Below are 21,948 nucleotides of genomic sequence, written 5' to 3' on the forward strand. Positions count from 1 at the left end.
ACTTTGTTCGCTGGACCTCGTTTCACTCGGCCGCTGCTGGCGGCGTTAGGAGTTTATAAGGAGTTGGTAAATGGGTTTTTGGGATCTTTTCAGGAAAAAAGAAGAAGGTGATAAAGCAAATTTACCATCTAATATTCAGCAATTGTCTAACAGTTTATCCAAAGGGCAAATGGTCCCAATCCGAACTGATTTATCATTAGATGGTAAAAAGGAGGCTTTTTTATCCTTTCTTATTAAAGAGTGTGATGAAAATATTGAGTTGTTAAGAGATAACCCTAATGTTGAAGTGTCATATGGTGGTGTCACATTTAATTTTGAAGAAAAAGTATTCGTTTTATACCTTCTAGTCAGAATAGAAGAAAAGTCTGAGATGACATATGAAACCGCATTTTCGCTTTCACAAAGTGAAATGTATGAGGACTGTGAAGCTTTTTCTAAGCAAAACGGTATTCAAATAATAGTGTCTGGTGAACAAAGGAATAAAGTCATTGTTGTCAAGATGGATATGATTCACTTAAATATTGCAGCTGTAATTAAGTTGGCAGAGGACAAAACGAGCCTAAATTGGTCAATTGAGAAATTTATGGAATGTGTGGGTTTTATACAAAGTCAAACAAGTAACCCAGAAGAGCTCTGGTATTTATTACAAAATGCAGGCGGGTTCATAGAAGTTAACACAAAGTAATTTTCACACCCCCCCTGGACCTCACCCGCTTTAACGGACACGCATCGCTAACTCACCGAGAGGACGTCGATGCCTGCTTACAAGACCGGAAAACGCACCCAGCAGTACAGTCTGGAGTTCAAGAAAAAAGCCGTGCTGTGGAGCCATGAACCACACCGCAACGTCAAGGAAGTAGCCGAGGCGCTGGACATTCACCCCTTCATGTTGTCTCGTTGGCGCAAGGAATTTCGTGAAGGTAAGTACGGCATGGCCAACAATGCTCCAATCGACTCGCAGGAACGGAATATCCGCTTTGGATGCGGCGCGTTTGCCGGGATTTTCCTAAATAGCAGTGTCGAATAGTAGATCACCTTGGGCAGCCTACGAAGCCCATGTTTTCGCGGGCTGTAGCGATATAGGGTGGCTCACAATTAGGAACAGTTATTTAGGTGCATTTATAGGGTTATTCGTTATTGGTCTCACCACCGGACCTTTGTGGGTATTTTCCCTCTTTATCGCGGTCATGGTTGCACTTCTGGCAGTCAGGTATGGCGACAGATTTTGGGTCCGGTTCATCAAAACCCTTCGTGATGTCGCCCATTTTCTATAGAAATAACGGCCCTACGCTACTATGCCTCAATAAAATTTAGGCCCTAACGAAGCCACCGCTCTTGGGCCCCTTTCAGCAGAGCGCCAAACTGCTGAAAGTGGAAGCTTGCTTGAGGTAAGAAAGTCGGCGGCCAGTTCGGTAAAAGCGGAAGATACCTAATGCCGGGCTTGCCATCTTTGGCAAAGGTCACCCCATCTTTCTTGGCTACCCCCCCAAAAAGAAAAAGCCCCTCAATGGGGCTTTTTCGTTCCTATGCGGCGCCAGCTATAACCACTCACTGACCCCGCTTAGGCAACACCCAATTCGGCCGGATAAAGTGGCAGGTGTAACCGTTGGGGAAGTGCTCCAGATAATCCTGGTGCTCGGGCTCTGCTTCCCAGAAATCACCGGCTGGGGCCAGCTCGGTGGCTACCTTGCCGGGCCAGAGGCCTGAAGCGTTCACATCAGCAATCGTGTCTTCGGCCACCGCTTTTTGCTCATCCCCCAGGTAAAAGATGGCGGAGCGGTAGCTGGTGCCCACATCGTTACCTTGGCGATTAACGGTACTCGGGTCGTGGATTTGGAAGAAGAACTCCAAAATCTTGCGATAACTTATCTGCGCCGGGTCAAAGATGATTTCAATGGCTTCGGCATGGGTGCCATGGTTACGGTAGGTGGCATTGGGTACATCGCCGCCGCTGTAGCCCACCCGGGTGGAGAGCACACCAGGGTAGCGACGTATCAGATCCTGCATACCCCAGAAACAGCCGCCGGCCAGAATGGCCTTCTCGGTTTTCGCAGTCATAAAGCCTCCTATGTTCAGCGCCCTACTCTACCAGCACGGTCAAGCCAGGGCGACGCACAGATAGCGATTGCGATAAGCGGTTTGTTGGCTTGGTGCCGTTACGATTACCCCGCCAATGAGGCTGTGATATTTACGCTGTTACTTTTCAAGCTCGTAGTTGCAAACATCCATACCCAGCGTTGGTTCAGAGGTAGGAATATGGCCCATTTCTTCGCCGCTTTCGGGGCTCATCACCAGGATCTCCCAATGCAATGCATGTTTGCGATGGTAGCTAACCAAGACTTTCAGCTGGCCATGGCAAATTTTGGGTTCTACTGCCGTGGTAGTCCAAAAGACATCCTTTTGCCAACCTAGATCAGGTGAATAACAGACCGGGTCTAACCTGTGACGGGAGTCCAAAGTATCCTGCCCCCAAGTACAGGCAATCAAAGGCTCGGGCTGTATCACATGAGACCTTGGTTTTATCTCTTTTTCTAAAATCCGCTGGTTGTCTTCAAGCTTAATGATTTGACGCTCATCTCTAACCGCATAGAGGTTATTTTTTAGCTCATAAAATTGAGAAATTTTGTTTTCCTGTGGCAAAGATACCGAGGTGCCATTTTCAGGATTGATCTCTTTTATAAAGTAGCTATCGCTGCCTTCTTTATCGATAAGTCCACTGACAAAGAAACGATTAGAAAACGAAAAAACTGAATAAATGGCAGTCAAACCAGAGCGATACTCTTTACCATTAATATAAACCCTACCATAATCGCCAAAGTGTATCTCAGCAGCACTACATGGAGAAGCAGCTATAAGCATAAATAGTGTAATTGTCAATCTAGTTAAATCCATAAAATTTATGCATTGCATTCATTTTTCAACACTATCACTCTATAGCTATAAATAATCGTAAAATTGGAAAATATAAAAAAGAGGCCTAAGCCCCTTTTATTATCTCTTCCATGAGTGGAAGTCTAGGGTCAGTAGACTGAGCCTCTAAATATGCTGACTTCAAGACCTTAAAAGCCTCGTCATACATCATCAAAATTTCTTCAACATTCTCTGGATCTTTCAACGTATCAGATTCAAGTAATGCCTCATAGCGATTAATACTCTCATATACAGATTGGAGAGAAACCAACAAGGTACTATTGTCTATGTTAGCCATGTTTTCTTTTCTCATTCATACTAACTACGTTTGTTAGCAAATCTTTCAGCAATTTCTTGAACAAGTCAACCGTCATCATCCTATTTGGGACTATTGAATAATGCGTTGCCCCAAAACGTTCATTATAATCATCTTTTATAATCAACAAACCTTCTGGAATTGGAGTTTCTGCAGGAATTTCAATGTATTCCCACCGCTTCCCTTTAAAAGTCTTGCTTCTATCAAATAGCGAAGTACCTTCTACTTTCCAGATACTATCCACACTCTTTTTGTAGACTTTTGGGACAATATAGCTAATACCATTGATTTCTCGGATAGTAACATCTGCCTCGCGGAACTGCCCCCTACCCAAGTCTCTACGTTCAAAGTCAGGATGTAGAGGATTTTCGGCAGGATGGTCAGTTCTCGATGCTCTCCATAGACAGAGAGTTAAGTCTTGATCATTATCAAAAATCCTTTCCAAAATTTCCATCTTTGCAAAGAAAGACTTAATTGTTCCTTGTTCAATAAGATGTTCCTTCATCTTAAAATCCTTTTTATCAGCTACAAAATTAAAATTATAAATTTAACTATAAAATAGAGAAATAAAAGCGCATATCTAGAAAAATTCGTTGCTAATTTGCATATCGCTTTTACAAAAATAAAAAAGCCCCTTATGGGGCTTTTTTATTTTCCAACCAACGGCGCTTATTTATGGCGCATATGGGGGAACAGCAGCACGTCACGGATGGAGGCGCTGTCGGTGAGCAGCATCACCAGGCGGTCGATACCGATACCTTGGCCGGCGGTAGGGGGCAGGCCATGCTCGAGGGCGGTAACGTAGTCGGCGTCATAGAACATGGCTTCTTCGTCACCGGCGTCCTTGGCTTCGACCTGGGAGCGGAAGCGCTCGGCCTGATCTTCGGCGTCGTTAAGTTCGCTAAAGCCGTTGGCCAGCTCGCGGCCACCGACGAAGAACTCGAAGCGGTCGGTGATGAAGGGGTTGTCGTCGTTACGACGGGCCAGCGGGCTCACCTCGGCCGGGTAGGCGGTGATAAAGGTGGGCTGGATCAGCTGGGCTTCGGCCACTTCTTCGAAGATGTAGGTTTGCAGCTTGCCCAGGCCATCGGTTTTGCTGACCTTCATACCCAGAGACTCGGCAATGGCCTTGGCCTTGTCGAAATCGGCCAGATCCGCTTCGGTCACATCGGGGCGGTACTTGATGATGGCCTGGGTCATGGTCAGGCGCTCAAAGGGCTGGGCGAAGTCGTAATCCACGCCTTGGCTTTGGAAGGCGGTGGTGCCCAGCACGTCTTTGGCCACGGTGCGCAGCATGGCTTCGGTGAAGTCCATCAGATCTTGGTAATCGGCGTAGGCCCAGTAGAACTCCATCATGGTGAACTCTGGGTTGTGGCGGGTGGAGAGACCTTCGTTACGGAAGTTACGGTTGATCTCAAACACCTTCTCGAAGCCACCGACCACCAGACGCTTGAGGTACAGCTCCGGGGCGATACGCAGGAACAGCTCCATATCCAGGGCGTTATGGTGGGTCATAAACGGCTTGGCGGAGGCGCCACCGGGGATGGTGTGCATCATGGGGGTTTCGACTTCCAGGAAGTCGTGGCCGGTCATGAAGTTGCGGATGGCGTTGACGATTTTGGAGCGGTTGACGAAGGTCTGGCGGGACTCTTCGTTGGCAATCAAATCCAGGTAGCGCTGGCGATAGCGGGTTTCCATGTCGGAAAGACCGTGGAACTTGTCTGGCAGCGGGCGCAGCGCCTTGGTCAGCAGTTCGATGGCTTCCACGTGGATGGACAGCTCGCCGGTGTTGGTTTTAAAAAGAAAACCCTCGGCGCCGATGATGTCGCCCAAGTCCCACTTTTTGAACTCGTCGTTGTAGAAGCCTTCGGGCAGGTTGTCCCGGGCCACGTAGATTTGGATTTTGCCGCTGCCGTCTTGGATGGTGGCAAAGCTTGCCTTACCCATGATGCGGCGGGTCATGATCCGGCCCGCTACCTTGACGCGTACCGGTTCGCCTTCGGCCAGCTCTTCCTTGGTGGCTTCGCCGTATTTGGCTTGCAGCGCATCAGCATTGCTGTCTTTGCGAAAGCTGTTGGGGAAGGCCACGCCCTTGGCACGCAGGGCGTCGAGCTTTTCCTTGCGCACTTTGAGCTGTTCGTTGAGATCCAGTTCCGGGCTTTGGTTTTGTTCGGTCATGACATTTAAACCACTGAGTAAGGGATAGGGGCGCGCCGCGCCCCGCTCAATAAATTACAGGCCGGCCTTGAGGCTGGCTTCGATAAAGCGATCCAGGTCGCCGTCCAGCACCGCTTGGGTGTTGCGGGTCTCGACGCCGGTGCGCAAGTCTTTGATGCGCGAGTCGTCCAGCACGTAGGAGCGAATTTGGCTGCCCCAGCCAATATCAGACTTGGACTCTTCCAGCTTTTGCTGCTCGGCCATGCGCTTTTGCATCTCCAGCTCATAGAGCTTCGCCTTGAGCTGTTTCATGGCGTAGTCCTTGTTCTGGTGTTGCGAACGGCCCTGCTGGCACGCCACCACGGTGTTGGTGGGCATGTGGGTAATACGCACCGCAGACTCGGTACGGTTAACGTGCTGACCACCGGCACCGGAGGCGCGGTACACGTCAATACGCAGGTCGGCTGGGTTGATCTCGATGTTTACCGAGTCGTCTACCTCAGGGGAGAGGAACACCGACGCAAAGGAGGTATGGCGGCGGCCACCGGAGTCAAACGGGGATTTGCGCACCAGGCGGTGTACGCCAATTTCGGTACGCAGCCAGCCAAAGGCGTAGTCGCCCTGCACGTAGATGGTGGCAGACTTAATACCGGCCACATCCCCTTCGGAGAGTTCCGTTATCTCGGCTTTAAAGCCGTGAGCGTCGGCCCAGCGCAGGTACATGCGCAGCATGATGTTGGCCCAGTCCTGGGCTTCGGTACCGCCGGAGCCAGCCTGGATATCCAGATAGGCGTTGGACGGGTCCATCTCGCCGGAGAACATGCGGCGAAACTCCAGCGCTTCGAGCTTCTTGGTCAGCTCGTCGAGTTCGGGCTGAATTTCGTTGAAGGTGTCTTCGTCTTCGGCTTCAACGGCCAGCTCCAAAAGGCCCAGCACGTCTTCCAGGCCTTGGGTCATGGTGTCGATGGTTTCCACCACCATTTCCAGCGCGGCGCGCTCTTTGCCAAGGGCCTGGGCTTTTTCAGGCTCGTTCCAAACGCCGGGCTGCTCAAGCTCGGCATTCACCTCTTCTAGACGCTCTTTCTTGGCGTCGTAGTCAAAGGTACCCCCTAAGAACCGCTGTCCGCTCAGACAGGTCCTGTACTTGGGTCTTGATAGGATTCGTTTCAAACATGGGCGTTGTGTCTCTGTGTCAGCCGCCGAAAAAGAGGCAGAATTTTAGCCTATTTCTGCCCCAAGTTCCTAGGCCGGCTCGATGTGATCTACCAGTAATTGCACCGACTGGCGGCCTTTGTACTCGTTGATGTCCAGTTTATAGGCAGCGTGGACCCATTCAATGGCTGGGTTGGGCCAGGTGGTGAGGTCGGCATTGAAATGAATGGCGTCAATCAGCTGCTCGCGCCCGGCCGGGCTTAGCACCAGTTTCAAATGCTTTTGCCCCACCAGCCGCTGGCTAACCACTTTGAAGTGGCCATCGAATACCGGCTCGCTAAAGGCCTGGCCCCAGGGGCCGCCGTCACGCAAAAGCTGCGCTGTCTCCAGGGTGAATTCACTGGGCAATAGCTCGCCGTCACTTAAGATTTCGCCGGTCAGCATATGGGGTTCGAGTTTCGCCTCGGCGGCCGCCACGAAAGCGGCGTTAAAGCGTTCGAAGTTTTCCGGGCGGATAGACAGCCCCGCCGCCATGGCGTGGCCACCAAACTTGATGATTAGGCCGGGGTTTTGGGTGTCTACCTCGTCCAGCAGGTCGCGAAGATGCAGGCCGGGAATGGAGCGGCCCGAGCCCTTAAGTTCGGTCTCGCTTGCCGGGGCAAAGGCAAACACCGGCCGGTAAAAGCGCTCTTTGATACGGGACGCCAAAATCCCAATCACCCCCTGGTGCCAGTCTTCCCGGTACAGGGCGATACCGGCCGGGGCCTCGGTGATATCCACCTTGGCAAGGGCCGCCAGCGCTTCTTGCTGCATGGAGCTTTCAATCTCGCGGCGCTCACGGTTAAGGCTGTCGAGCTCGGCGGCAATAAGCCGGGCCTGGTGAAAATCGTCGGTGACCAACAGGCTCACCCCCAGGGACATTTCATCCAGGCGCCCGGCGGCATTGATACGCGGCCCCAAAAAGAACCCAAGGTCGCTTGCCGCCAGCCGTCTTGGCTCGCGGCCCGCCACCTCGCAAAGGGCCAAAATGCCGGGGCGGCAGCGCTGGGCGCGGATGCGGTTAAGGCCCTGGTGCACCAGGATGCGGTTGTTGCCGTCCAGCGGCACCACGTCGGCCACCGTGCCAAGGGCAACGATGTCCAACAGCTCGGCGAGGTTGGGTTCAGCCCGAATGGGTTCGGCCTGGCCGTTAAACCAGCCGGTTTCCCGTAAATGGGCGCGCAGCGCCAGCATCAGGTAAAAAGCCACCCCGACCCCGGCCAGGGCCTTGGAGGGAAAGGCGCAGCCTTCGAGGTTGGGGTTAACAATGGCATCGGCACAGGGCAGTTCGCTGCCCGGCAGGTGGTGGTCGGTAACCAGCACCTCAAGGCCAGCGGCTTTGGCGGCGGCCACCCCGGCAATGGACGAGATGCCGTTATCCACGGTAATAAGCAGCTCAGCGCCCCGCGCCACTGCCACCTCGACAATCTCCGGCGACAGCCCATAACCGTACTCAAAGCGGTTGGGCACCAGAAAATCCACCTGCTCTGCCCCCAGCATTTTCAGCGCCAGGATACAAAGGGCCGAGCTGGTGGCGCCGTCGGCGTCAAAATCGCCGACGATAAGCATGCGCTTTTGCGCCGCCAGCGCTCCGGCCAGCAGCTTTACCGCCGCATCCATGCCTTTTAGCGCCTGAAAGGGAGCCAGGCCCTTGGCACTTTTTTCAAGCTCGCTGAGCGCCTTAACGCCACGGCTCACATAGATGCGGGTAAGCAGCGGCGGCAAAGGCCAATTGGGCAGTTCTTGCGGTTCTGGGCGGCGGACTATCTTTGGCATGGACGAAAAAGGCGGCTTGCGCCGCCGTTTTTTAATGTTCTGATGGCCCACAGTCTAAGCAAAGTGGGCGGCTATCTCTACTGCTTTTCCAGCGCCTTGACCAACCGCTCCGGCGGCAGGTAGCCGGGCACCAGGGTGCCGTCGTCAAGGATCATCGACGGCGTGCCGGTGACATTCAAAGAGCGGCCCAGTTGGTAATGCTCTGGCACCGGATCGTCGGCGCAGCTGGCCTTGGGCACCTGCTGGCGGTGCTTGGCAAGGTTCATGGCCGCTTGTTGGTCTTTGGCGCACCACACCGATTCAAGCTCGGTGGCGGCAGGTGAGCTGAGCCCAGCGCGGGGGAAGGCCAGATAACGAATGGTGATGCCCAAATCGTTGTACTGCTTCATATGGGCGTGCAGGCGCTGGCAGTAGCCGCAGTCGGTGTCGGTAAAGACGGTGACCACATGCTTTTGCTGGGCGGCGGGGAAGACGATCATCGAGGCCTCATAAGGCTTGATGGCCGCCAGGCGCACTTGGTCCTGGCGCTTTTCGGTGAGGCTGGTGAGCTTGTCGTCCTTGAGGCTGTAGAGATTACCCGACAGCACATAGTTGCCGTCTTCTGAGACATAGAAAATGCTGTTGCCAGCCACCACTTCAAACATGCCCGGTACCGGCGAAGGGGTAATGCTTTTAACTTTGGCCCCAAGCTTGGCTTGCACCTTCGCCCGGATCTCCTTCTCGCCGGCCTGGGCGCCCAGGCTTATCAGAGCCAGGGCCAACAGGCCCCCGGTAAATGCGTTCATCCTTCCATTCCTCTTGTGCTCCCCCATTGCGGGCCAACGCTACAAGTTGTTAACAGCAACTGCAAGGGCGTTGCGACTAACCGCGGGGATGATGCTGACCATGAAAGCTTTTTAAACGCTCCCTGGCAACGTGAGTGTAGATCTGGGTGGTGGAGAGATCCGCATGGCCCAGCAGCATCTGCACTACTCGAAGGTCGGCACCGTGGTTAACCAGATGAGTCGCAAAGGCGTGGCGCACCGTGTGGGGGGACAGATCGCTTTTCAAACCCGCCTCCAGAGCATAGCGCTTGATACGATGCCAGAAGGTCTGGCGGGTCATCTGCTGGCCGCGCTGGGAGGGAAAGAGCACGTCGCCGTCACTAATAAGGGCCGGGCGGGCATATTTGAGGTATTGGTCAAGCCAATGCAGGGCCTCCTCGCCCATGGGTACGATGCGCTCCTTGTCGCCCTTGCCTATCACCCGCACCAAGCCTTGACGCAGGTTGACGCAATCGCGGGTCAGCCCCACCAGCTCGCTGATGCGAAGGCCGGCGGCGTACAAAAGCTCCAGCATCGCTTTGTCGCGAAGGCCAATGGGCTCTTCCAGGTTGGGGGCGTCAAGCAATGCGTCTACGTCGGCTTCCGAGAGGGTCTTGGGCAACGGCCGGGTCAGGCGCGGGCGCAGCAATGGCGCCGTGGGGTCGTCGCTGCGGGCCTTTTCGCTGAGCAGATACCCGTAATAGCGCTTGGCGGCGCTCAGCAGCCGGGCAGTGGAAGAGGCTTTGTAATCGGCTTGCTGTCGCCAGTCGAGAAAGTCGCGTAAATCGTCGCTACTTAACTGTTTGAAAGAACGGCCATTATTGCCCGCCCATTGGGCCAGGGCTTTTAAATCGCGGCCATAGCTGTCGATGGTGCGCTCGGAGAGGCGCTCAACCAGCAGCAGGTGATCGAGAAAGGGCTGATATTCTGCTAAGCTGCCGCCATCGCTTTTGTTGTCTGAATTTGTCATGCGAATTGGCCTTTTTTACGGCTCCACCAACTGCCATACCGAAATAGTCGCAGAAAAGATCCGCGGCGTCATCGGTGAAGAGCTAGTGGAACTCAATAACCTCCGTGATGTGCCCGTGGCCTTGATGGCCGATTACGATCTGTTGATCCTCGGCATTCCCACCTGGGATTTCGGGCAATTGCAGGAAGACTGGGAAGACCAGTGGGACGCCCTCGATAGCGCCGAGCTGGACGGCAAAACCATCGCCCTGTACGGCATGGGCGACCAGTTGGGTTACGGCGAATGGTTCCTCGACGCCATGGGCATGCTCAAGGAAAAACTCAGCGGCCATCAGGTGCGTTTTATCGGCGCCTGGCCGGTGGCGGGCTACGAATTTGACGCCTCCAAGGCCCTGAGCGACGACGCCAGCCACTTTGTGGGCTTGGCGCTCGATGACGATAACCAGTGGAAGCTCACCGACGAGCGCCTGCAAAGCTGGTGCGTACAAATCCTCGAAGAATACGCCGCGTCCCTCGGCGAATAAAAAAGGCGCCTTCTGGCGCCTTTTTTAATTAAGCACTTCCGAGCGCACGGCTTCTGCCCGCCGGAACATGGACATCACTACCAGCGCGGCGGCGGTAGGCACCAGCCAACCCAGGCCATCTTCAAAGAACGGCAGGTGCGACAGCCACTGCTCAGGCACCGGCAAACCGGCAGCCTTGAGGCCATCGAACAGAGCAAAGAAAGCGGTAATGCCCACCACCAGTTGCTGGCCCCAGCGCTTATGCCCCACCACCCCTGCCAGCAGGCGCAGCGCCACCAGGGCAATGGCCACCGGGTAGACAAAGAACAGCACCGGCACCGAGATGGCGATAAGTTGGCTCAGCCCCACGTTGGCCACCAGCGCCGAGCCGGTTGCTACCACCGCTGCTACCAGTTTGAGATTCAGGCCCAAGGCCGCGTTGAAATACTCGGCGCAGGAGCTGGTCAGCCCCACGGCCGTGGTTAGGCAGGCAAGAGTAACTACGGTCGCCAGCAGGTAGAGGCCGGCCGGGCCAAACAGCGCCTCAATCGCCGGTACCAGCACGTCGGCTCCATCTTTGGGGTTGGTTACCAAGTGGCCGGAGGTGGCCCCCAGGAAGAACAGGGTGATGTACACCAAAGCCAGGCCAGTGGCGGCCATGGCGCCGGCCATGCACAGGTAACGAAACTGCGCCTTGCGGTCTTCTACGCCGCGGGATTTAAGGGCGTTAACAATCACCAGGCCAAACAGCAGCGCCCCCAGGGTATCCATGGTCATGTAGCCTTCCAAGAAGCCCTTGGCAAAAGGCGCCTTGTGCCAGGCGGCGTTGGAGCTGCCCATTTCTCCCAGAGGATGAAACACCAGCATCACCGCGATGGCGGCCAGCAGCACCAGCAGCACCGGGGTGATCACCTTACCCACCACGCTCAAAAGCTTGCCGGGACGGATGGCGAGATAAAAGGTGAGGGCAAAAAAGCCAAGGCTATAAAGGGCCTGGGTCAGCCAATCGGGGTTACTGATAAAGGGGCTAAAACCGAGCTTATAAGCCACCAGGCCGGTGCGGGGCGTGGCAAAAAACGGGCCTAAAATCAGGTAGATGGCGATACAAAGCGCCAGCGATAGGCCCTTTGGCAATACCTTTGAGAGGGTTTCTAAGCCGCCGCCCGCCAGGGCCACGGCAATAATGGTGAGCAAAGGCAGGCCCACGGCGGTCATCAGGAAGCCGACAATGGACGATGACAAATCACCGGCCGATTGCAGCCCCGCCAGGGGCGGGAAAATCATATTGCCTGCGCCCAGGAAAAAGGCGAAGGTCATGAACCCCAGCGCCAGTACATCAGCGCCTTTCAACTCTTTGGCCACGCATTAACTCTCGAAAAAAAGTGAAGGCGAAGGGGTACCATGATTTGCGCCGGGGCCACAACCTTTGATTAGAAGTTGAGGTAAAAATCCCTGCCCAGTGCACGAAACGCCGCCGTCCAGCGGCCATCGGGCTCACGAAGTACGAGCTCTGAGCAGTCAAGCGCCCCGGGTTGGCGGCGCCATTGCAGCAAGGCTCGCACCGGCTCGGATTTGCCGGCCACCGAATACACGGCGCAGCGCCGGTAAAGGTGGTAGCCCTGCTCGGCCATGGGCTCGCACCATTGCTGCTGCGCTTGCCAGGGCAGCACCATGGCCACCTCTTCGCCGCCAAGGCGGGCGCAATTGGCAGCCAGCACATGGGCTGGCAAGGCACTGATATGCCGCGCTTGGTCGCGCCCGGCGTGGGGCGAGCGCACATCGGGGCTAAAAAATGGCGGGTTGGAGACAATAAGCCGGTAAGGCCCGCCCACAAAGGCATTAATATCGCCCTGGTGCAGGGTGATGCGCCCGGCGAAGGGGCTGGCGGCCACATTATCTTGGGCCTGGGCGCAGGCCTCACTATCTAATTCCACCGCATCAAGGGTTAAGGCCTCGCCGCGCTGGGCCAGCATCAAGGACACCAAGCCGGTGCCGGCGCCGATATCCAGCACCGCCCCGTTTTTTGGCAATGCCGCCCATAGCCCCAATAACACGCCATCGGTGCCCACTTTCATGGCCGAGCGCTCGTGAGCGACAAAAAATTGTTTGAACTGGAAACCTTTACTCATAGCTGCGAGATTGTACCCCAGTGCCACTTTGCCTAAAATCAGCGCCCCCCTTGCCTGTGTTACAGGCCAACCTGAGGAACCCCCATGGCATTTGAACATCTGGAACTGGACCCGGCCCTGCTTGAAGCCGTCAGTGAACTGGGCTTTAAGAAACCGACCGCCATCCAAAGCCAGGCCATTCCGGCTGCCATGGACGGTCACGACCTGCTGGCCATGAGCCCCACCGGCACCGGCAAAACCGCTGCCTTTTTGCTGCCAGCGTTGCAACACTTGCTGGATTATCCAAAAAAGCGCAAAGAGCCGCCACGGGTTCTGGTGCTCACCCCCACCCGTGAGCTGGCCTTGCAGGTAGAAGCCGACGCCAAGGCCCTGGCCGGCAAGACCCCCATCGGCATCGGCTCGGTGATTGGCGGCGTCGACTATAAAGTCCACGGCAAAGCCCTGGGCGGCGAAGTAGACCTCATCGTGGCCACCCCTGGCCGTTTGGTGGAGTACATCGAAAGAGGCCTGTTTGACTGTATCGCCGTGGAAATTCTGGTCCTTGACGAAGCCGACCGCATGCTGGAGATGGGCTTCCAAAAAGACATGGAGCTTATCCTCGAAAAATGCGAGCAGCGCCGCCAGACCCTGCTGTTCTCCGCCACCCTCGAAGGCCACAACCTGGAGCAGTTTGCCGAGAAGGCGCTGACCGATCCGGTAGAGCTGAGCGCCGATCCGTCCCGCCGCGAGCGCAAGAAAATCCACCAGTGGGCCTATTACTGCGACGACAAAACCCACAAGTTCAAGCTGCTGCTGGCGCTTTTGAAAGATCCAGAAGCCGAAAAAGTACTGATCTTTGTTAAAACCCGCGACAAACTGGCCGAGCTGCGTGACCAGTTGGCCGGGCAAAAAGTGCCCTGTGTGTGGTTGCAGGGGGAAATGCCCCAGGAAAAACGCAACAACGCCGTGGCCCGCTTTAAAAGCGGCCAGGTGCCGGTGCTGCTGGCCACCGATGTAGCGGCCCGCGGCCTGCACATCGACGACATCAGCCACGTCATCAACTATGACATGCCCCGCACCGCCGACATTTACATCCACCGTATCGGCCGCACCGGCCGGGCCGGCGCCAAAGGTACCGCCATCAACCTGATTGAGGCCCACGATCTGCCCATGCTGCGCCGGGTTGAGCGCTACCAGAGCGACCCCATCAAGGTGCGGGTGGTGGACGAGCTGCGGCCCAAGTCCAAGTTCAAAGAGCCGGTGAAAAAGAAAAAGGACAAGACCCTCAAGCCCAGTGCCAAAAAGGCCCTGGCCAAGAAAAAGGCCAAAAAGGAAGGCAAACAAGTCGAGCGCAAAAAGCTGCGCCACCGCGACACCAAAAACAAAGGTGCACCGCGCGGCAGTGAAGCCCGCCAGCGCAGCGATGAAGCGCGCGGCAAGACCGGCGAAGAGTAAGCCCCGGCCCAATAAAAAAGGCAGCGTTAGCTGCCTTTTTTATTGCCTCACGCCGCCGGCGCGATGTGGATGACAGGCAGCGGAGCCAGGCCGTGGTGGGCACGGGCTTTGTCACAATCGGGGTTGTGAATACCCAGATACCCCGAGTATTCAAATTCCCGGCAGGGGCTGGGCCGCTTTTCATACATGGTGCAAGCCACCGCCTGGCCAATGTCGCCACTTAACGACACACAGCGGCAGCCATTGCGGCTCTCGGTGCCCTTCATGCAGCTCAAGTAGGGGTTGACCTGGGAGGTCAACTCATCGGGTACGGTGCCGCCGCCCAGTTCCGACTCTGCCCAATAAAAGGACACGCGAAAATAGGCGCAGCAGGCACCACAGGAAACGCACGGATTCACTACAGTCATGCAGCACGCACTCCGCACCTTATTCAGGTAAAGAATTGATATTGTTGAAAACACTAAGAAAATGGCCGGTCAGCCAACTGCCGGGAAAGGACATCCCAAGCAGCGCTCTATTCTCGTCTGGCTCGGGGGATTTTGACAAGATCCCCGGCGAGGAATTTTAGCGGCCCCGCAAACAGACTCTTTCCACAATGGCGCTGCACTTCGGCTCGGGAAAATCGTCTGAACCTTGTACCCAACAGAGGAGAAGCCGTAATGAAAGTCGTGCTCAAAACCGCCCTGGTTGCTCTGCCCCTGCTGCTCAGTGCCTGTGCCAGCCACCCCCAAGCCAAAGCCAAAGCCAAAGCCAAACCTATCCCTTGGAACCAATACGTGACCCGCCAATCGGTTGACGTAATGAACCCCGATTTCAGCAATTTCCGGATTGTCGGTACCGATCGGGTGGTGCTGTGGGACAGCCCAAGAGAAGCCTACCTGGTCACCACCGCCGGCGGCTGCTTCTTTGACAACTCCAACCCGGTACTGGGCTTTACCAACCGCGACCAGATGTTCAACCCCCTCACCGACACCATCATCTATGACCACCAGCGCTGCCCTGTGGTCAAGATTGACCAGCTCAATACCGAGCTGCTCAAGGCCGACGGGGTATTCAAGTAAAGCCAGCTTGGCACCAGGGCCCTGCCCGCTCTGGTGCCCACCGCTATACTCGCCTGGCACTGCGCGCTATAAAGGACGGGAGCCAACACAAGGAGTGACCCGATGCGCATCCTGTTTAGCCTGCTGGCCTTGTTGCTCAGCGCCTGCGCCACTAAGCCGGCCGAACCGGTGGACTGGCAGCAGTACACCAGCAGCGAAGAGCAACAAATTCGCTCGTTAAGCCTCAGCCGCTTTGAAATCGCCAGCCGCGACCAGGTGATCGTCTGGGACGGCATCAACAAGGCCTACCTACTCACCACCACCACCGGCTGCTTTTTAGACTCCACCCTACCTGCCCTGGCGTTTAGCCGCGGCAATGCCCTGATCCGGGTGCGCAGCGATGCGGTGCTCTACGGTGGCCAGCGCTGCACCATCAAACGCATCCAGGGCCTGGACGTGCTGAAGATGCGCCAGGACAACCTTACCCCCTGACTCCCAAGGCAGACGCAAACCAGGCGCGGTTCAGGCTGCCTGGTTTGATGAATTTTTCGCGAAGATAGCCAATAAGCAGGTCAAAAAGCGGGCAATGCCATTGCCCGCCTTTTAACATTCCTTTATCAAAGCCCGGTGCCTTTGCACACAAAACCAAAATCACAGGGAGTTGATAATGAAACCTTTTTGGCTTTTAGGATTGAGTCTGGGCCTGGCGGCCACGGCTCAGGGGCAAGTGGTGATCAGCGAAGTGCTGTACGACGCCCCCAACAACGACAGCACCGAGGAGTTTGTCGAGCTTTACAACAGCGGCTGTAGCGCCGTGGATCTGTCCGGCTACCAGTTGCAGGACAACAGCACCAGTTTCAGCCTGAGCGGCAGCCTGCCGGCCGGCGGCTACCTCACCGTAGCCCGCTCCAGCAGCGGCTTTTACAACCTCTTTGGCAGTAACCCAGATATCAGCGGCATGACCCTGGCACTGGGTAACTCCGGCGACTACGTCAAATTGCTGCAAGGCACCAGCCTTATCGACCAGGTGGGCTGGGAAGGCGGCCTTTCCGGTTGGAGCCTTAACGCCAGCAACGTGGCCATCGAGCGGGCAGCTTTGACGGCCACCAGCAACCAAGACGATTGGCGAGTCGCCGCCACGGCCGGCAGCCCCGGCAGCGGGCCGCTGCAAAGCGATTGTGGCAGCGGCGATGACGGCAGCGGCACCCCAAGCGCCACCGCTCTTGCCAACGGCGTGGCCAGCACCGGCCTTGGCGGCCAGAGCGGCCAGCTGCAAAGCTTCTACATCGATGTGGGCAATGCCCCGGTCACGGTGGTGACCAGCGGCGGCAGCGGCGATGCCGACCTCTATGTCAAAGCCGGCAGCGCCCCCAGTACCAGCAGCTACGATTGCCGCTCCATTCAATCGGGCAACAGCGAAAGCTGCGTGGTGTCCGCTACCGGCCGGGTCTTTGTCAGCCTTTACGGTTACGCCGCCTACAGCGGCGTCAGCCTGACCGCCAGCTTCGACACCGGCAGCGATAACGGCGGCGGTGATGGCGGCGATACCGGCGGCGGCAGTAGTGATACCGACAGCTACTACGCCTCGGCGCTGGGTAAAAGCGGCAGCGCCCTCAAGGCCGCCCTTAACGCCATCTTGCAAGACGCGGTGCACTTTAGTTATTCCCAGGTCTGGGACCAACTGGAATACACCGACGAAGACCCGAACAACAGCAACAACGTGATTTTGCTCTACTCTGGCCGCTCCGAGGCCAAGAGCTTCAGGGCCGGCCAGACCAACGACCAGGACGCCTGGAACCGTGAGCATGTCTGGGCCAAAAGCCACGGTTTTCCGTCGTCCAGCCAATACGCCTACACCGACATCAACCACCTGCGCCCGGCCGATGTGTCCATCAACAGCGCCCGTGGCAACAAGGATTTTGACTGGGGCGGCACCGCCCTTAGCGAATCGCCCGAGAACAAAACCGACAGCGACAGCTTTGAACCGGCCGATGCGGTAAAAGGCGATGTGGCGCGGATGCTGTTCTACATGGACGTGCGCTACGAAGGGAACGACAGCTCGGGGGTGCCGGATTTAACGCTGGTGAGCAGCACCGGCACCAGCGGTGCCCAGCTTGGCGACCTGTGCACCTTGCTACAATGGAGCGCCCAGGACCCGGTATCGGATTGGGAGCGGCGCCGCAACGAGCGGGTGTTTGAGCGCCAGCACAACCGCAACCCCTTTATCGACCACCCCGAATGGGCCCAGTCCATCTTCGGCGCCAGCTGTAACTAACCCAAAAGCCGCCCAAGGGCGGCTTTCTTTCTCCGGCCTGCAGCGCAGCGAAACAGGCCGATATCCTAACCAAGCTACCGATAAATGACTTTTACAATCAGCCCGTTGGCATATTCCTCTGGCAGCACCAGACTGGTGTGCAGGCATTGCTTGTAAAAGGCAGAACCCCTAATGCCTGATAGGCTAAAGATCGGACCACCCCAGGTCGCTTACAGCCAATAACAGAAAGGTTGTTCACACTGACCGCAGTCGTTAGCCCAGGCGGCGTCAGCGCCATTGGGTGCCTTGCGCCCTGCCCTTTCATCCCATCCTTGCCATTGTCGTTTGACAAGGGAGCGTAAGCCTTGGCTATCAACATCAAATCGAAAGTTATTCTGCTGGCTATTGTGCCTTGCCTGCTAATGGCAACGGTTATCAGTGCCATCACTTGGTATGTCCTGCAAAACCTGGCAGCCCAGGAGGTGGCTCACACTCAGCATCGCCTGCTGGAAGAGCGCAAGCTGGCCCTCAAGCACTATCAGGAAATCGGCGAAGCGGCCATCAAGCCCATCTACGATGCCTCCGCCCCCGGCGACATGGCCGCCCGCGATAAAGCCCTTGAGATCCTCAAACACCTTTTGTACGACAAAGCCAGTTACTTCTTCGGTTACGACTCCAGCTACAAAAGGGTGTTCTGGGCCGACAAGAACATCGACATCGGCAAAAGCTTTGCCGACGCCAAAGATGCCAACGGCGTCTACGTGATTCGCGGCCTGGTGGATAACGCCAAAGACGGCAGCCACTACCTGCGTTACGACTGGACAGTGCCTGGCAGCAGCAAGCCCATTCCCAAACTCGGCTACACCAGTTACCTGCCGAAATGGGATTTGGCCTTCGGTACCCAGGTAAACCTTGATGATATCGACGTGGAAGTAGCCAAGGTGGCTGCCACCACCCAGAGCCGCATCGACAACATCATCTTGCTGATCGTCGCCGTTATTCTCGGCAGCCTGGTAGTGGTGGCAGTGGTGGGCACCATACTTGGCCGCGGCCTGGTTAAACCGCTGCTGGTGATCAAGGAAAACCTCGACGACATTGCTGCCGGCGAAGGCGACCTTACCCGCCGCCTGCCTGAGCGCAGCCAGGACGAGCTGGGCGCCCTGGCCCGCTCCTTTAACCGCTTTGTGGAGAAAATCCACGGCCTGGTGCGGCAAATCACCGAGATGACCGGCCAGCTCAACAACCTGGTTGGCGACATGGCCGACCAAGCCCAGCGCTCCGAGGCAGCCATGAACCGCCAGCGCCACGAAACCGACCAAGTAGCCACCGCCATTCACGAGATGTCGGCCGCCGCTTCTGAGGTGTCTACCAGCGCCCAAGGGGCCGCCACCGCCGCGCGCGAGTCCAGCGACGTAGGCAAAGGCGCCAAACAGGTGGTGAGCCGCAGCATCGACAGCATTCACCTGCTGATTGGCGAGATTAGCGACAGCAGCCAGTCACTGGACCAGCTGAACAACGACGTACAAGCCATTGCCAGCGTGGTGGAGGTGATCCGCTCCATTGCCGACCAAACCAACCTTCTGGCCCTTAACGCCGCCATTGAAGCGGCCAGGGCCGGTGACGCTGGCCGTGGCTTTGCGGTGGTGGCAGACGAAGTGCGGGCGCTGGCCAGTCGCACCCAGCAAAGTACCCAAGAGATCCAGCAGATGATAGACAGCCTGCAACAGGGAACCCAGCAAGCGGTAGTCACCATGGGCCGCTCCAGCGAAACCGGCCAGAGCACCGGCGTGCTGGCCAACGAAGCCGGCCAATCCCTGGACGCCATTGCCCAGTTGATAGAAACCATCAACGACATGAACGCCCAGATAGCCAGCGCTTCGGAAGAGCAGCACGCGGTGGCCGAGGAAATAAGCCGCAGCATGACCCAAATCGCCCGGGAAGTGGACAGCGTAGCCGACGATGCCAAAGGCGCCGCCGGCACTGCCAAGGGCTTGTCGGGGGTAACCGAACGCCTCGGTAACCTGGTCAGGCAATTTCGCATCTAAACAAAAAAGCCGGCAGTTGCCGGCTTTTTTCATCAATGCATTTTATTGCTCGTGGCGCAGGAACACCCAGGTATCGCCTTTGGATTGTTCGGGGCTGAAAAAATAGCCGCCGTAGTCAAAGGCTTTTAGGTCTTCGGCTTTACTAAGGCCTTTGTCGGCCGCATAGCGCACCATCATGCCCCGGGCCTTTTTGGCGTAGAAGCTGATGATTTTGAACTGGCCGTTTTTCTCGTCCTTGAACACCGGGGTAATGAGCCGGCCCTTGACCTGCTTGGGTTTGACCGACTTGAAGTACTCGGTGGAGGCCAGGTTCACCAACTCGTCGTTGCCGCTCTCGGCCAGGGCCTGGTTGACCTTGTCGGTGACGATATCGCCCCAGAACTGGTAGAGGTTGCTGCCACGGGGGTTGTGAAGGCTGGTGCCCATTTCCAGGCGGTAGGGCTGCATCAGGTCCAGCGGCTTGAGCAGGCCATAAAGGCCGGAGAGGATGCGCAGGTGCTTTTGCACATAACCCAGGCCCCTGTCGCCAAGGCTTGAGGCATCGAGGCCGGTGTACACGTCGCCGGTAAAAGCCAGCACCGCCTGCTTGGCGTTATCGGGGGTAAAAGGCCTGTGCCACTCGCTAAACCGGGCGGCGTTAAGGCCAGCCAGTTTGTCGGAGATACTCATCAGGCTGGACAGCTCGGTCGGGGACAACTGGCGGCACACGTCGATAAGCTCGGCGCTTTGCTCAAGCAGCTCGGGCTGGGTGAAGGTGTCGGTAACAGGCGGGGTTTCAAAATCCAGGGATTTGGCCGGGGACACCAGCATCAACATGGGCAAGACTCCTTAAATCACGTGCCCGCCACTCTAACAAAAAAGCGGCCGCTAGGGGCCGCTTATCTGTCGATTGCTACGTTCGCTCGCTGCTCTTTTGCTGCTCCCAAACTCCGGGGGCGAGCTTGGGTTTGAGCTCGGGGAATTTACGCAAATCAAAGAACGGCGTCTTACCGGCGGCGCGCTGGCAGTTGTAGTCTCTGGCCACCTTGAAGGCGATGTTGGACAGCAGCAAGATGGCAATGAGGTTAACGATGGCCATCAGCGCCATGGCGAGGTTGGCCATGTCCCAGACGATTTGCAGCTTGGCCACGGCGCCAAACATCACCATGCACAGCCCCAGCACCCGGTAGATGCGGATGGCGGTGTCGGAGTCCTTGAGGAAATCGACGTTGATTTCGGCGTAGTAGAAGTTGGCCATGATCGAGGTAAAAGCGAAGAAGAACAGCGCAATGGCCACAAAGCCGTTACCCCAGCCGCCCACCTGGGAGCTGAGGGCCGCCTGGGTCAGGCTGACCCCTTCCACGCCGCCGGTGATCTTGACCCCAGACAGCAAAATGATGGACGCAGTCGCGGTGCAGATAACCAGGGTATCCACAAAGACCCCCAGCATCTGCACGTAGCCTTGAGAGGCCGGGTGCGGCGGCGTAGGGGCGGCGGTGGCGGCGGCGTTGGGGGCGGAGCCCATGCCCGCTTCGTTGGAGAAAAGCCCCCGCTGAATGCCTTCCATCATCGCCTTGGCCACACCGTAACCGGCAAGGCCGCCAGCGGCCTGCTGGACCCCAAAGGCAGAGCCGATGATGAGCTTGAAGATGGCCGGCAGCTCAGAGATGTTCATGCCCACCACAATCAGCGCCACCGCCAGGTAGCCAAGGGCCATAAAGGGCACCACCACTTCGGCGACGCTGGCAATCACCCTAAGGCCGCCAAACACCACCAGGGCGGTGAGCAGCACGGTGGCCACGCCGGTTATCCAGCGCGGCACCGAGAAGGCCGATTCCACCGCCTCGGAGATGGAGTTGGACTGCACGGCGCAGAACACCAGGCCGAAGGCCAAAATCAGGCACAGCGAGAACACAATGCCCATCCAGCGGGCCTTAAGGCCAAACTGCATGTAATAGGCCGGGCCGCCACGGAAGTTACCGTGCTTGTCCTTGACCTTGAACACCTGAGCCAGGGTGCTTTCCACAAAGCTGGTGCTCATGCCGATAAAGGCAATCAGCCACATCCAGAAGATGGCGCCGGGGCCGCCGGCGGTCAGCGCCACCGCCACACCGGCCAGGTTGCCGGTACCGACCCGGGCGGCAAGAGAAGTACAGAGCGCCTGGAAGGAGGACACGCCGCTGCTGTCGCCCTGGCGGGAGTTTTTCAGCACCGAGAACATGTGGCCAAAATGGCGCACCTGAATGAATTTCAGACGAAGCGTAAAGTACAGACCGGCACCGATCAGCAGGTAGATCAATACCGATCCCCACAGCAATCCATTGAGCCAGTCCACAGCGGCACTGAAATAGGAGAAGAGCAGTGCCCAGATATCTTGGTTTTCTTTCATGGCTGTATTACTTGTTGGGGAACACGGGTTTTGGCCTATCGGCCGAAACAAAG

22 protein-coding genes are annotated in these 21,948 nt (G+C 56.8%); 8 read left to right on the forward strand and 14 right to left on the reverse strand.

The genetic code is table 11. The features are described 5' to 3' along the window. Window positions 1-70: 70 nt before the first annotated feature. Together EDC28_RS00275 and EDC28_RS20380 are read left to right on the forward strand one after the other, a co-directional pair. Window positions 71-685, forward strand: coding sequence for a hypothetical protein (locus EDC28_RS00275; protein ID WP_123420283.1), 615 nt, complete (start codon window positions 71-73; stop codon window positions 683-685). Window positions 686-754: 69 nt separating this feature from the next. Next, window positions 755-1,027, forward strand: a complete 273-nt coding sequence (locus EDC28_RS20380) for a transposase (protein WP_123420284.1) — start codon at window positions 755-757, stop codon at window positions 1,025-1,027. Window positions 1,028-1,548: 521 nt separating this feature from the next. Here the strand turns inward: EDC28_RS20380 and msrA are convergent. From msrA to xerD, 9 genes are all read right to left on the reverse strand, one after another. Continuing rightward, a complete protein-coding gene (gene msrA / locus EDC28_RS00285) occupies window positions 1,549-2,058 on the reverse strand; it encodes a peptide-methionine (S)-S-oxide reductase MsrA (RefSeq protein WP_123420285.1) in 510 nt (169 codons plus the stop codon). 138 nt (window positions 2,059-2,196) lie between these two features. Beyond that, complete coding sequence (locus EDC28_RS00290; protein WP_148049771.1) at window positions 2,197-2,892, reverse strand: hypothetical protein; 696 nt, start codon at window positions 2,890-2,892, stop codon at window positions 2,197-2,199. An 85-nt stretch (window positions 2,893-2,977) separates the two neighbouring features. Continuing rightward, complete coding sequence (locus tag EDC28_RS00295) at window positions 2,978-3,208, reverse strand: hypothetical protein (RefSeq protein WP_050657666.1); 231 nt, start codon at window positions 3,206-3,208, stop codon at window positions 2,978-2,980. Further along, window positions 3,201-3,731, reverse strand: a complete 531-nt coding sequence (locus tag EDC28_RS00300; protein ID WP_123420287.1) for a Tse2 family ADP-ribosyltransferase toxin — start codon at window positions 3,729-3,731, stop codon at window positions 3,201-3,203. Before EDC28_RS00300 ends, EDC28_RS00295 begins: the two co-directional genes overlap by 8 nt. 164 nt (window positions 3,732-3,895) lie before the next feature. Further along, the gene (lysS, locus tag EDC28_RS00305; RefSeq protein ID WP_123420288.1) at window positions 3,896-5,404 is read right to left on the reverse strand and encodes a lysine--tRNA ligase; all 1,509 of its coding nucleotides are present in this window, start codon (window positions 5,402-5,404) and stop codon (window positions 3,896-3,898) included. Between the two features lie 54 nt (window positions 5,405-5,458). After that, window positions 5,459-6,557 (reverse strand): peptide chain release factor 2 gene (gene prfB / locus EDC28_RS00310; protein WP_123420289.1). Its coding sequence is split into 2 segments (ribosomal slippage): window positions 5,459-6,481 and window positions 6,483-6,557, totalling 1,098 coding nucleotides; the frame shifts between segments, so codons are not numbered across the junction. Window positions 6,558-6,625: 68 nt separating this feature from the next. Further along, the gene (recJ, locus tag EDC28_RS00315) at window positions 6,626-8,350 is read right to left on the reverse strand and encodes a single-stranded-DNA-specific exonuclease RecJ (RefSeq protein ID WP_123420571.1); all 1,725 of its coding nucleotides are present in this window, start codon (window positions 8,348-8,350) and stop codon (window positions 6,626-6,628) included. A 77-nt stretch (window positions 8,351-8,427) separates the two neighbouring features. Then, window positions 8,428-9,135 (reverse strand): bifunctional protein-disulfide isomerase/oxidoreductase DsbC, encoded by a 708-nt coding sequence (dsbC, locus tag EDC28_RS00320; protein WP_050657670.1) that lies wholly within the window; start codon window positions 9,133-9,135, stop codon window positions 8,428-8,430. A gap of 76 nt (window positions 9,136-9,211) precedes the next feature. Then, window positions 9,212-10,123, reverse strand: coding sequence for a site-specific tyrosine recombinase XerD (gene xerD, locus EDC28_RS00325; RefSeq protein ID WP_050657671.1), 912 nt, complete (start codon window positions 10,121-10,123; stop codon window positions 9,212-9,214). Between xerD and fldB the strand changes: the two genes are divergently transcribed. Then, entirely contained in the window at window positions 10,122-10,646 is a 525-nt protein-coding gene (fldB, locus tag EDC28_RS00330; RefSeq protein ID WP_050657672.1) for a flavodoxin FldB, read from the forward strand. The genes xerD and fldB overlap by 2 nt on opposite strands. A 24-nt stretch (window positions 10,647-10,670) precedes the next feature. Here the strand turns inward: fldB and brnQ are convergent, their stop codons facing one another. Continuing rightward, window positions 10,671-11,987 (reverse strand): branched-chain amino acid transport system II carrier protein, encoded by a 1,317-nt coding sequence (brnQ, locus tag EDC28_RS00335; protein WP_123420290.1) that lies wholly within the window; start codon window positions 11,985-11,987, stop codon window positions 10,671-10,673. A gap of 68 nt (window positions 11,988-12,055) precedes the next feature. Then, entirely contained in the window at window positions 12,056-12,700 is a 645-nt protein-coding gene (locus tag EDC28_RS00340; protein ID WP_244946516.1) for a tRNA1(Val) (adenine(37)-N6)-methyltransferase, read from the reverse strand. Between the two features lie 138 nt (window positions 12,701-12,838). On the opposite strand from EDC28_RS00340, the gene srmB reads away from it, so the two are divergent. Further along, window positions 12,839-14,188 (forward strand): ATP-dependent RNA helicase SrmB, encoded by a 1,350-nt coding sequence (srmB, locus tag EDC28_RS00345; protein ID WP_123420292.1) that lies wholly within the window; start codon window positions 12,839-12,841, stop codon window positions 14,186-14,188. Window positions 14,189-14,235: 47 nt separating this feature from the next. Here srmB and EDC28_RS00350 read toward each other — a convergent pair whose 3' ends face one another. Further along, window positions 14,236-14,595 carry a YkgJ family cysteine cluster protein gene (locus tag EDC28_RS00350; RefSeq protein ID WP_123420293.1) on the reverse strand — a complete coding sequence of 120 codons (360 nt, stop codon included), beginning with the start codon at window positions 14,593-14,595 and terminating at the stop codon, window positions 14,236-14,238. Window positions 14,596-14,847: 252 nt separating this feature from the next. Between EDC28_RS00350 and EDC28_RS00355 the strand changes: the two genes are divergently transcribed. From EDC28_RS00355 to EDC28_RS00370, 4 genes are all read left to right on the forward strand, one after another. Further along, on the forward strand, window positions 14,848-15,249 hold the full coding sequence (locus EDC28_RS00355) for a DUF6491 family protein (RefSeq protein WP_123420294.1): 402 nt from the start codon (window positions 14,848-14,850) through the stop codon (window positions 15,247-15,249). Between the two features lie 102 nt (window positions 15,250-15,351). After that, window positions 15,352-15,720: a DUF6491 family protein gene (locus EDC28_RS00360; protein ID WP_050657677.1), complete on the forward strand. Its 369-nt coding sequence runs from the start codon at window positions 15,352-15,354 to the stop codon at window positions 15,718-15,720. Between the two features lie 175 nt (window positions 15,721-15,895). Then, window positions 15,896-17,503, forward strand: a complete 1,608-nt coding sequence (locus tag EDC28_RS00365; protein ID WP_123420295.1) for an endonuclease — start codon at window positions 15,896-15,898, stop codon at window positions 17,501-17,503. A gap of 344 nt (window positions 17,504-17,847) precedes the next feature. After that, window positions 17,848-19,527, forward strand: coding sequence for a methyl-accepting chemotaxis protein (locus EDC28_RS00370; RefSeq protein WP_050657679.1), 1,680 nt, complete (start codon window positions 17,848-17,850; stop codon window positions 19,525-19,527). Window positions 19,528-19,569: 42 nt separating this feature from the next. Here EDC28_RS00370 and yaaA read toward each other — a convergent pair whose 3' ends face one another. Further along, complete coding sequence (gene yaaA, locus EDC28_RS00375; protein ID WP_123420296.1) at window positions 19,570-20,343, reverse strand: peroxide stress protein YaaA; 774 nt, start codon at window positions 20,341-20,343, stop codon at window positions 19,570-19,572. A gap of 76 nt (window positions 20,344-20,419) precedes the next feature. Further along, complete coding sequence (locus tag EDC28_RS00380; protein ID WP_123420297.1) at window positions 20,420-21,895, reverse strand: alanine/glycine:cation symporter family protein; 1,476 nt, start codon at window positions 21,893-21,895, stop codon at window positions 20,420-20,422. Window positions 21,896-21,948: the final 53 nt, after the last annotated feature.

The organism is Gallaecimonas pentaromativorans (assembly GCF_003751625.1).
Lineage (GTDB): Bacteria > Pseudomonadota > Gammaproteobacteria > Enterobacterales > Gallaecimonadaceae > Gallaecimonas > Gallaecimonas pentaromativorans.

Coding starts and splice junctions, on each gene's coding strand:
- xerD (WP_050657671.1), bottom strand. CDS start 10,123: ATGACAAATTCAGACAACAAAAGCGATGGCGGCAGCTTAGCAGAATAT.
- EDC28_RS00365 (WP_123420295.1), top strand. CDS start 15,896: ATGAAACCTTTTTGGCTTTTAGGATTGAGTCTGGGCCTGGCGGCCACG.
- EDC28_RS00290 (WP_148049771.1), bottom strand. CDS start 2,892: ATGGATTTAACTAGATTGACAATTACACTATTTATGCTTATAGCTGCT.
- recJ (WP_123420571.1), bottom strand. CDS start 8,350: ATGCCAAAGATAGTCCGCCGCCCAGAACCGCAAGAACTGCCCAATTGG.
- EDC28_RS20380 (WP_123420284.1), top strand. CDS start 755: ATGCCTGCTTACAAGACCGGAAAACGCACCCAGCAGTACAGTCTGGAG.
- lysS (WP_123420288.1), bottom strand. CDS start 5,404: ATGACCGAACAAAACCAAAGCCCGGAACTGGATCTCAACGAACAGCTC.
- yaaA (WP_123420296.1), bottom strand. CDS start 20,343: ATGTTGATGCTGGTGTCCCCGGCCAAATCCCTGGATTTTGAAACCCCG.
- EDC28_RS00300 (WP_123420287.1), bottom strand. CDS start 3,731: ATGAAGGAACATCTTATTGAACAAGGAACAATTAAGTCTTTCTTTGCA.
- EDC28_RS00340 (WP_244946516.1), bottom strand. CDS start 12,700: ATGAAAGTGGGCACCGATGGCGTGTTATTGGGGCTATGGGCGGCATTG.
- dsbC (WP_050657670.1), bottom strand. CDS start 9,135: ATGAACGCATTTACCGGGGGCCTGTTGGCCCTGGCTCTGATAAGCCTG.
- EDC28_RS00360 (WP_050657677.1), top strand. CDS start 15,352: ATGCGCATCCTGTTTAGCCTGCTGGCCTTGTTGCTCAGCGCCTGCGCC.
- fldB (WP_050657672.1), top strand. CDS start 10,122: ATGCGAATTGGCCTTTTTTACGGCTCCACCAACTGCCATACCGAAATA.
- EDC28_RS00295 (WP_050657666.1), bottom strand. CDS start 3,208: ATGGCTAACATAGACAATAGTACCTTGTTGGTTTCTCTCCAATCTGTA.
- EDC28_RS00380 (WP_123420297.1), bottom strand. CDS start 21,895: ATGAAAGAAAACCAAGATATCTGGGCACTGCTCTTCTCCTATTTCAGT.
- msrA (WP_123420285.1), bottom strand. CDS start 2,058: ATGACTGCGAAAACCGAGAAGGCCATTCTGGCCGGCGGCTGTTTCTGG.
- EDC28_RS00350 (WP_123420293.1), bottom strand. CDS start 14,595: ATGACTGTAGTGAATCCGTGCGTTTCCTGTGGTGCCTGCTGCGCCTAT.
- EDC28_RS00355 (WP_123420294.1), top strand. CDS start 14,848: ATGAAAGTCGTGCTCAAAACCGCCCTGGTTGCTCTGCCCCTGCTGCTC.
- srmB (WP_123420292.1), top strand. CDS start 12,839: ATGGCATTTGAACATCTGGAACTGGACCCGGCCCTGCTTGAAGCCGTC.
- EDC28_RS00275 (WP_123420283.1), top strand. CDS start 71: ATGGGTTTTTGGGATCTTTTCAGGAAAAAAGAAGAAGGTGATAAAGCA.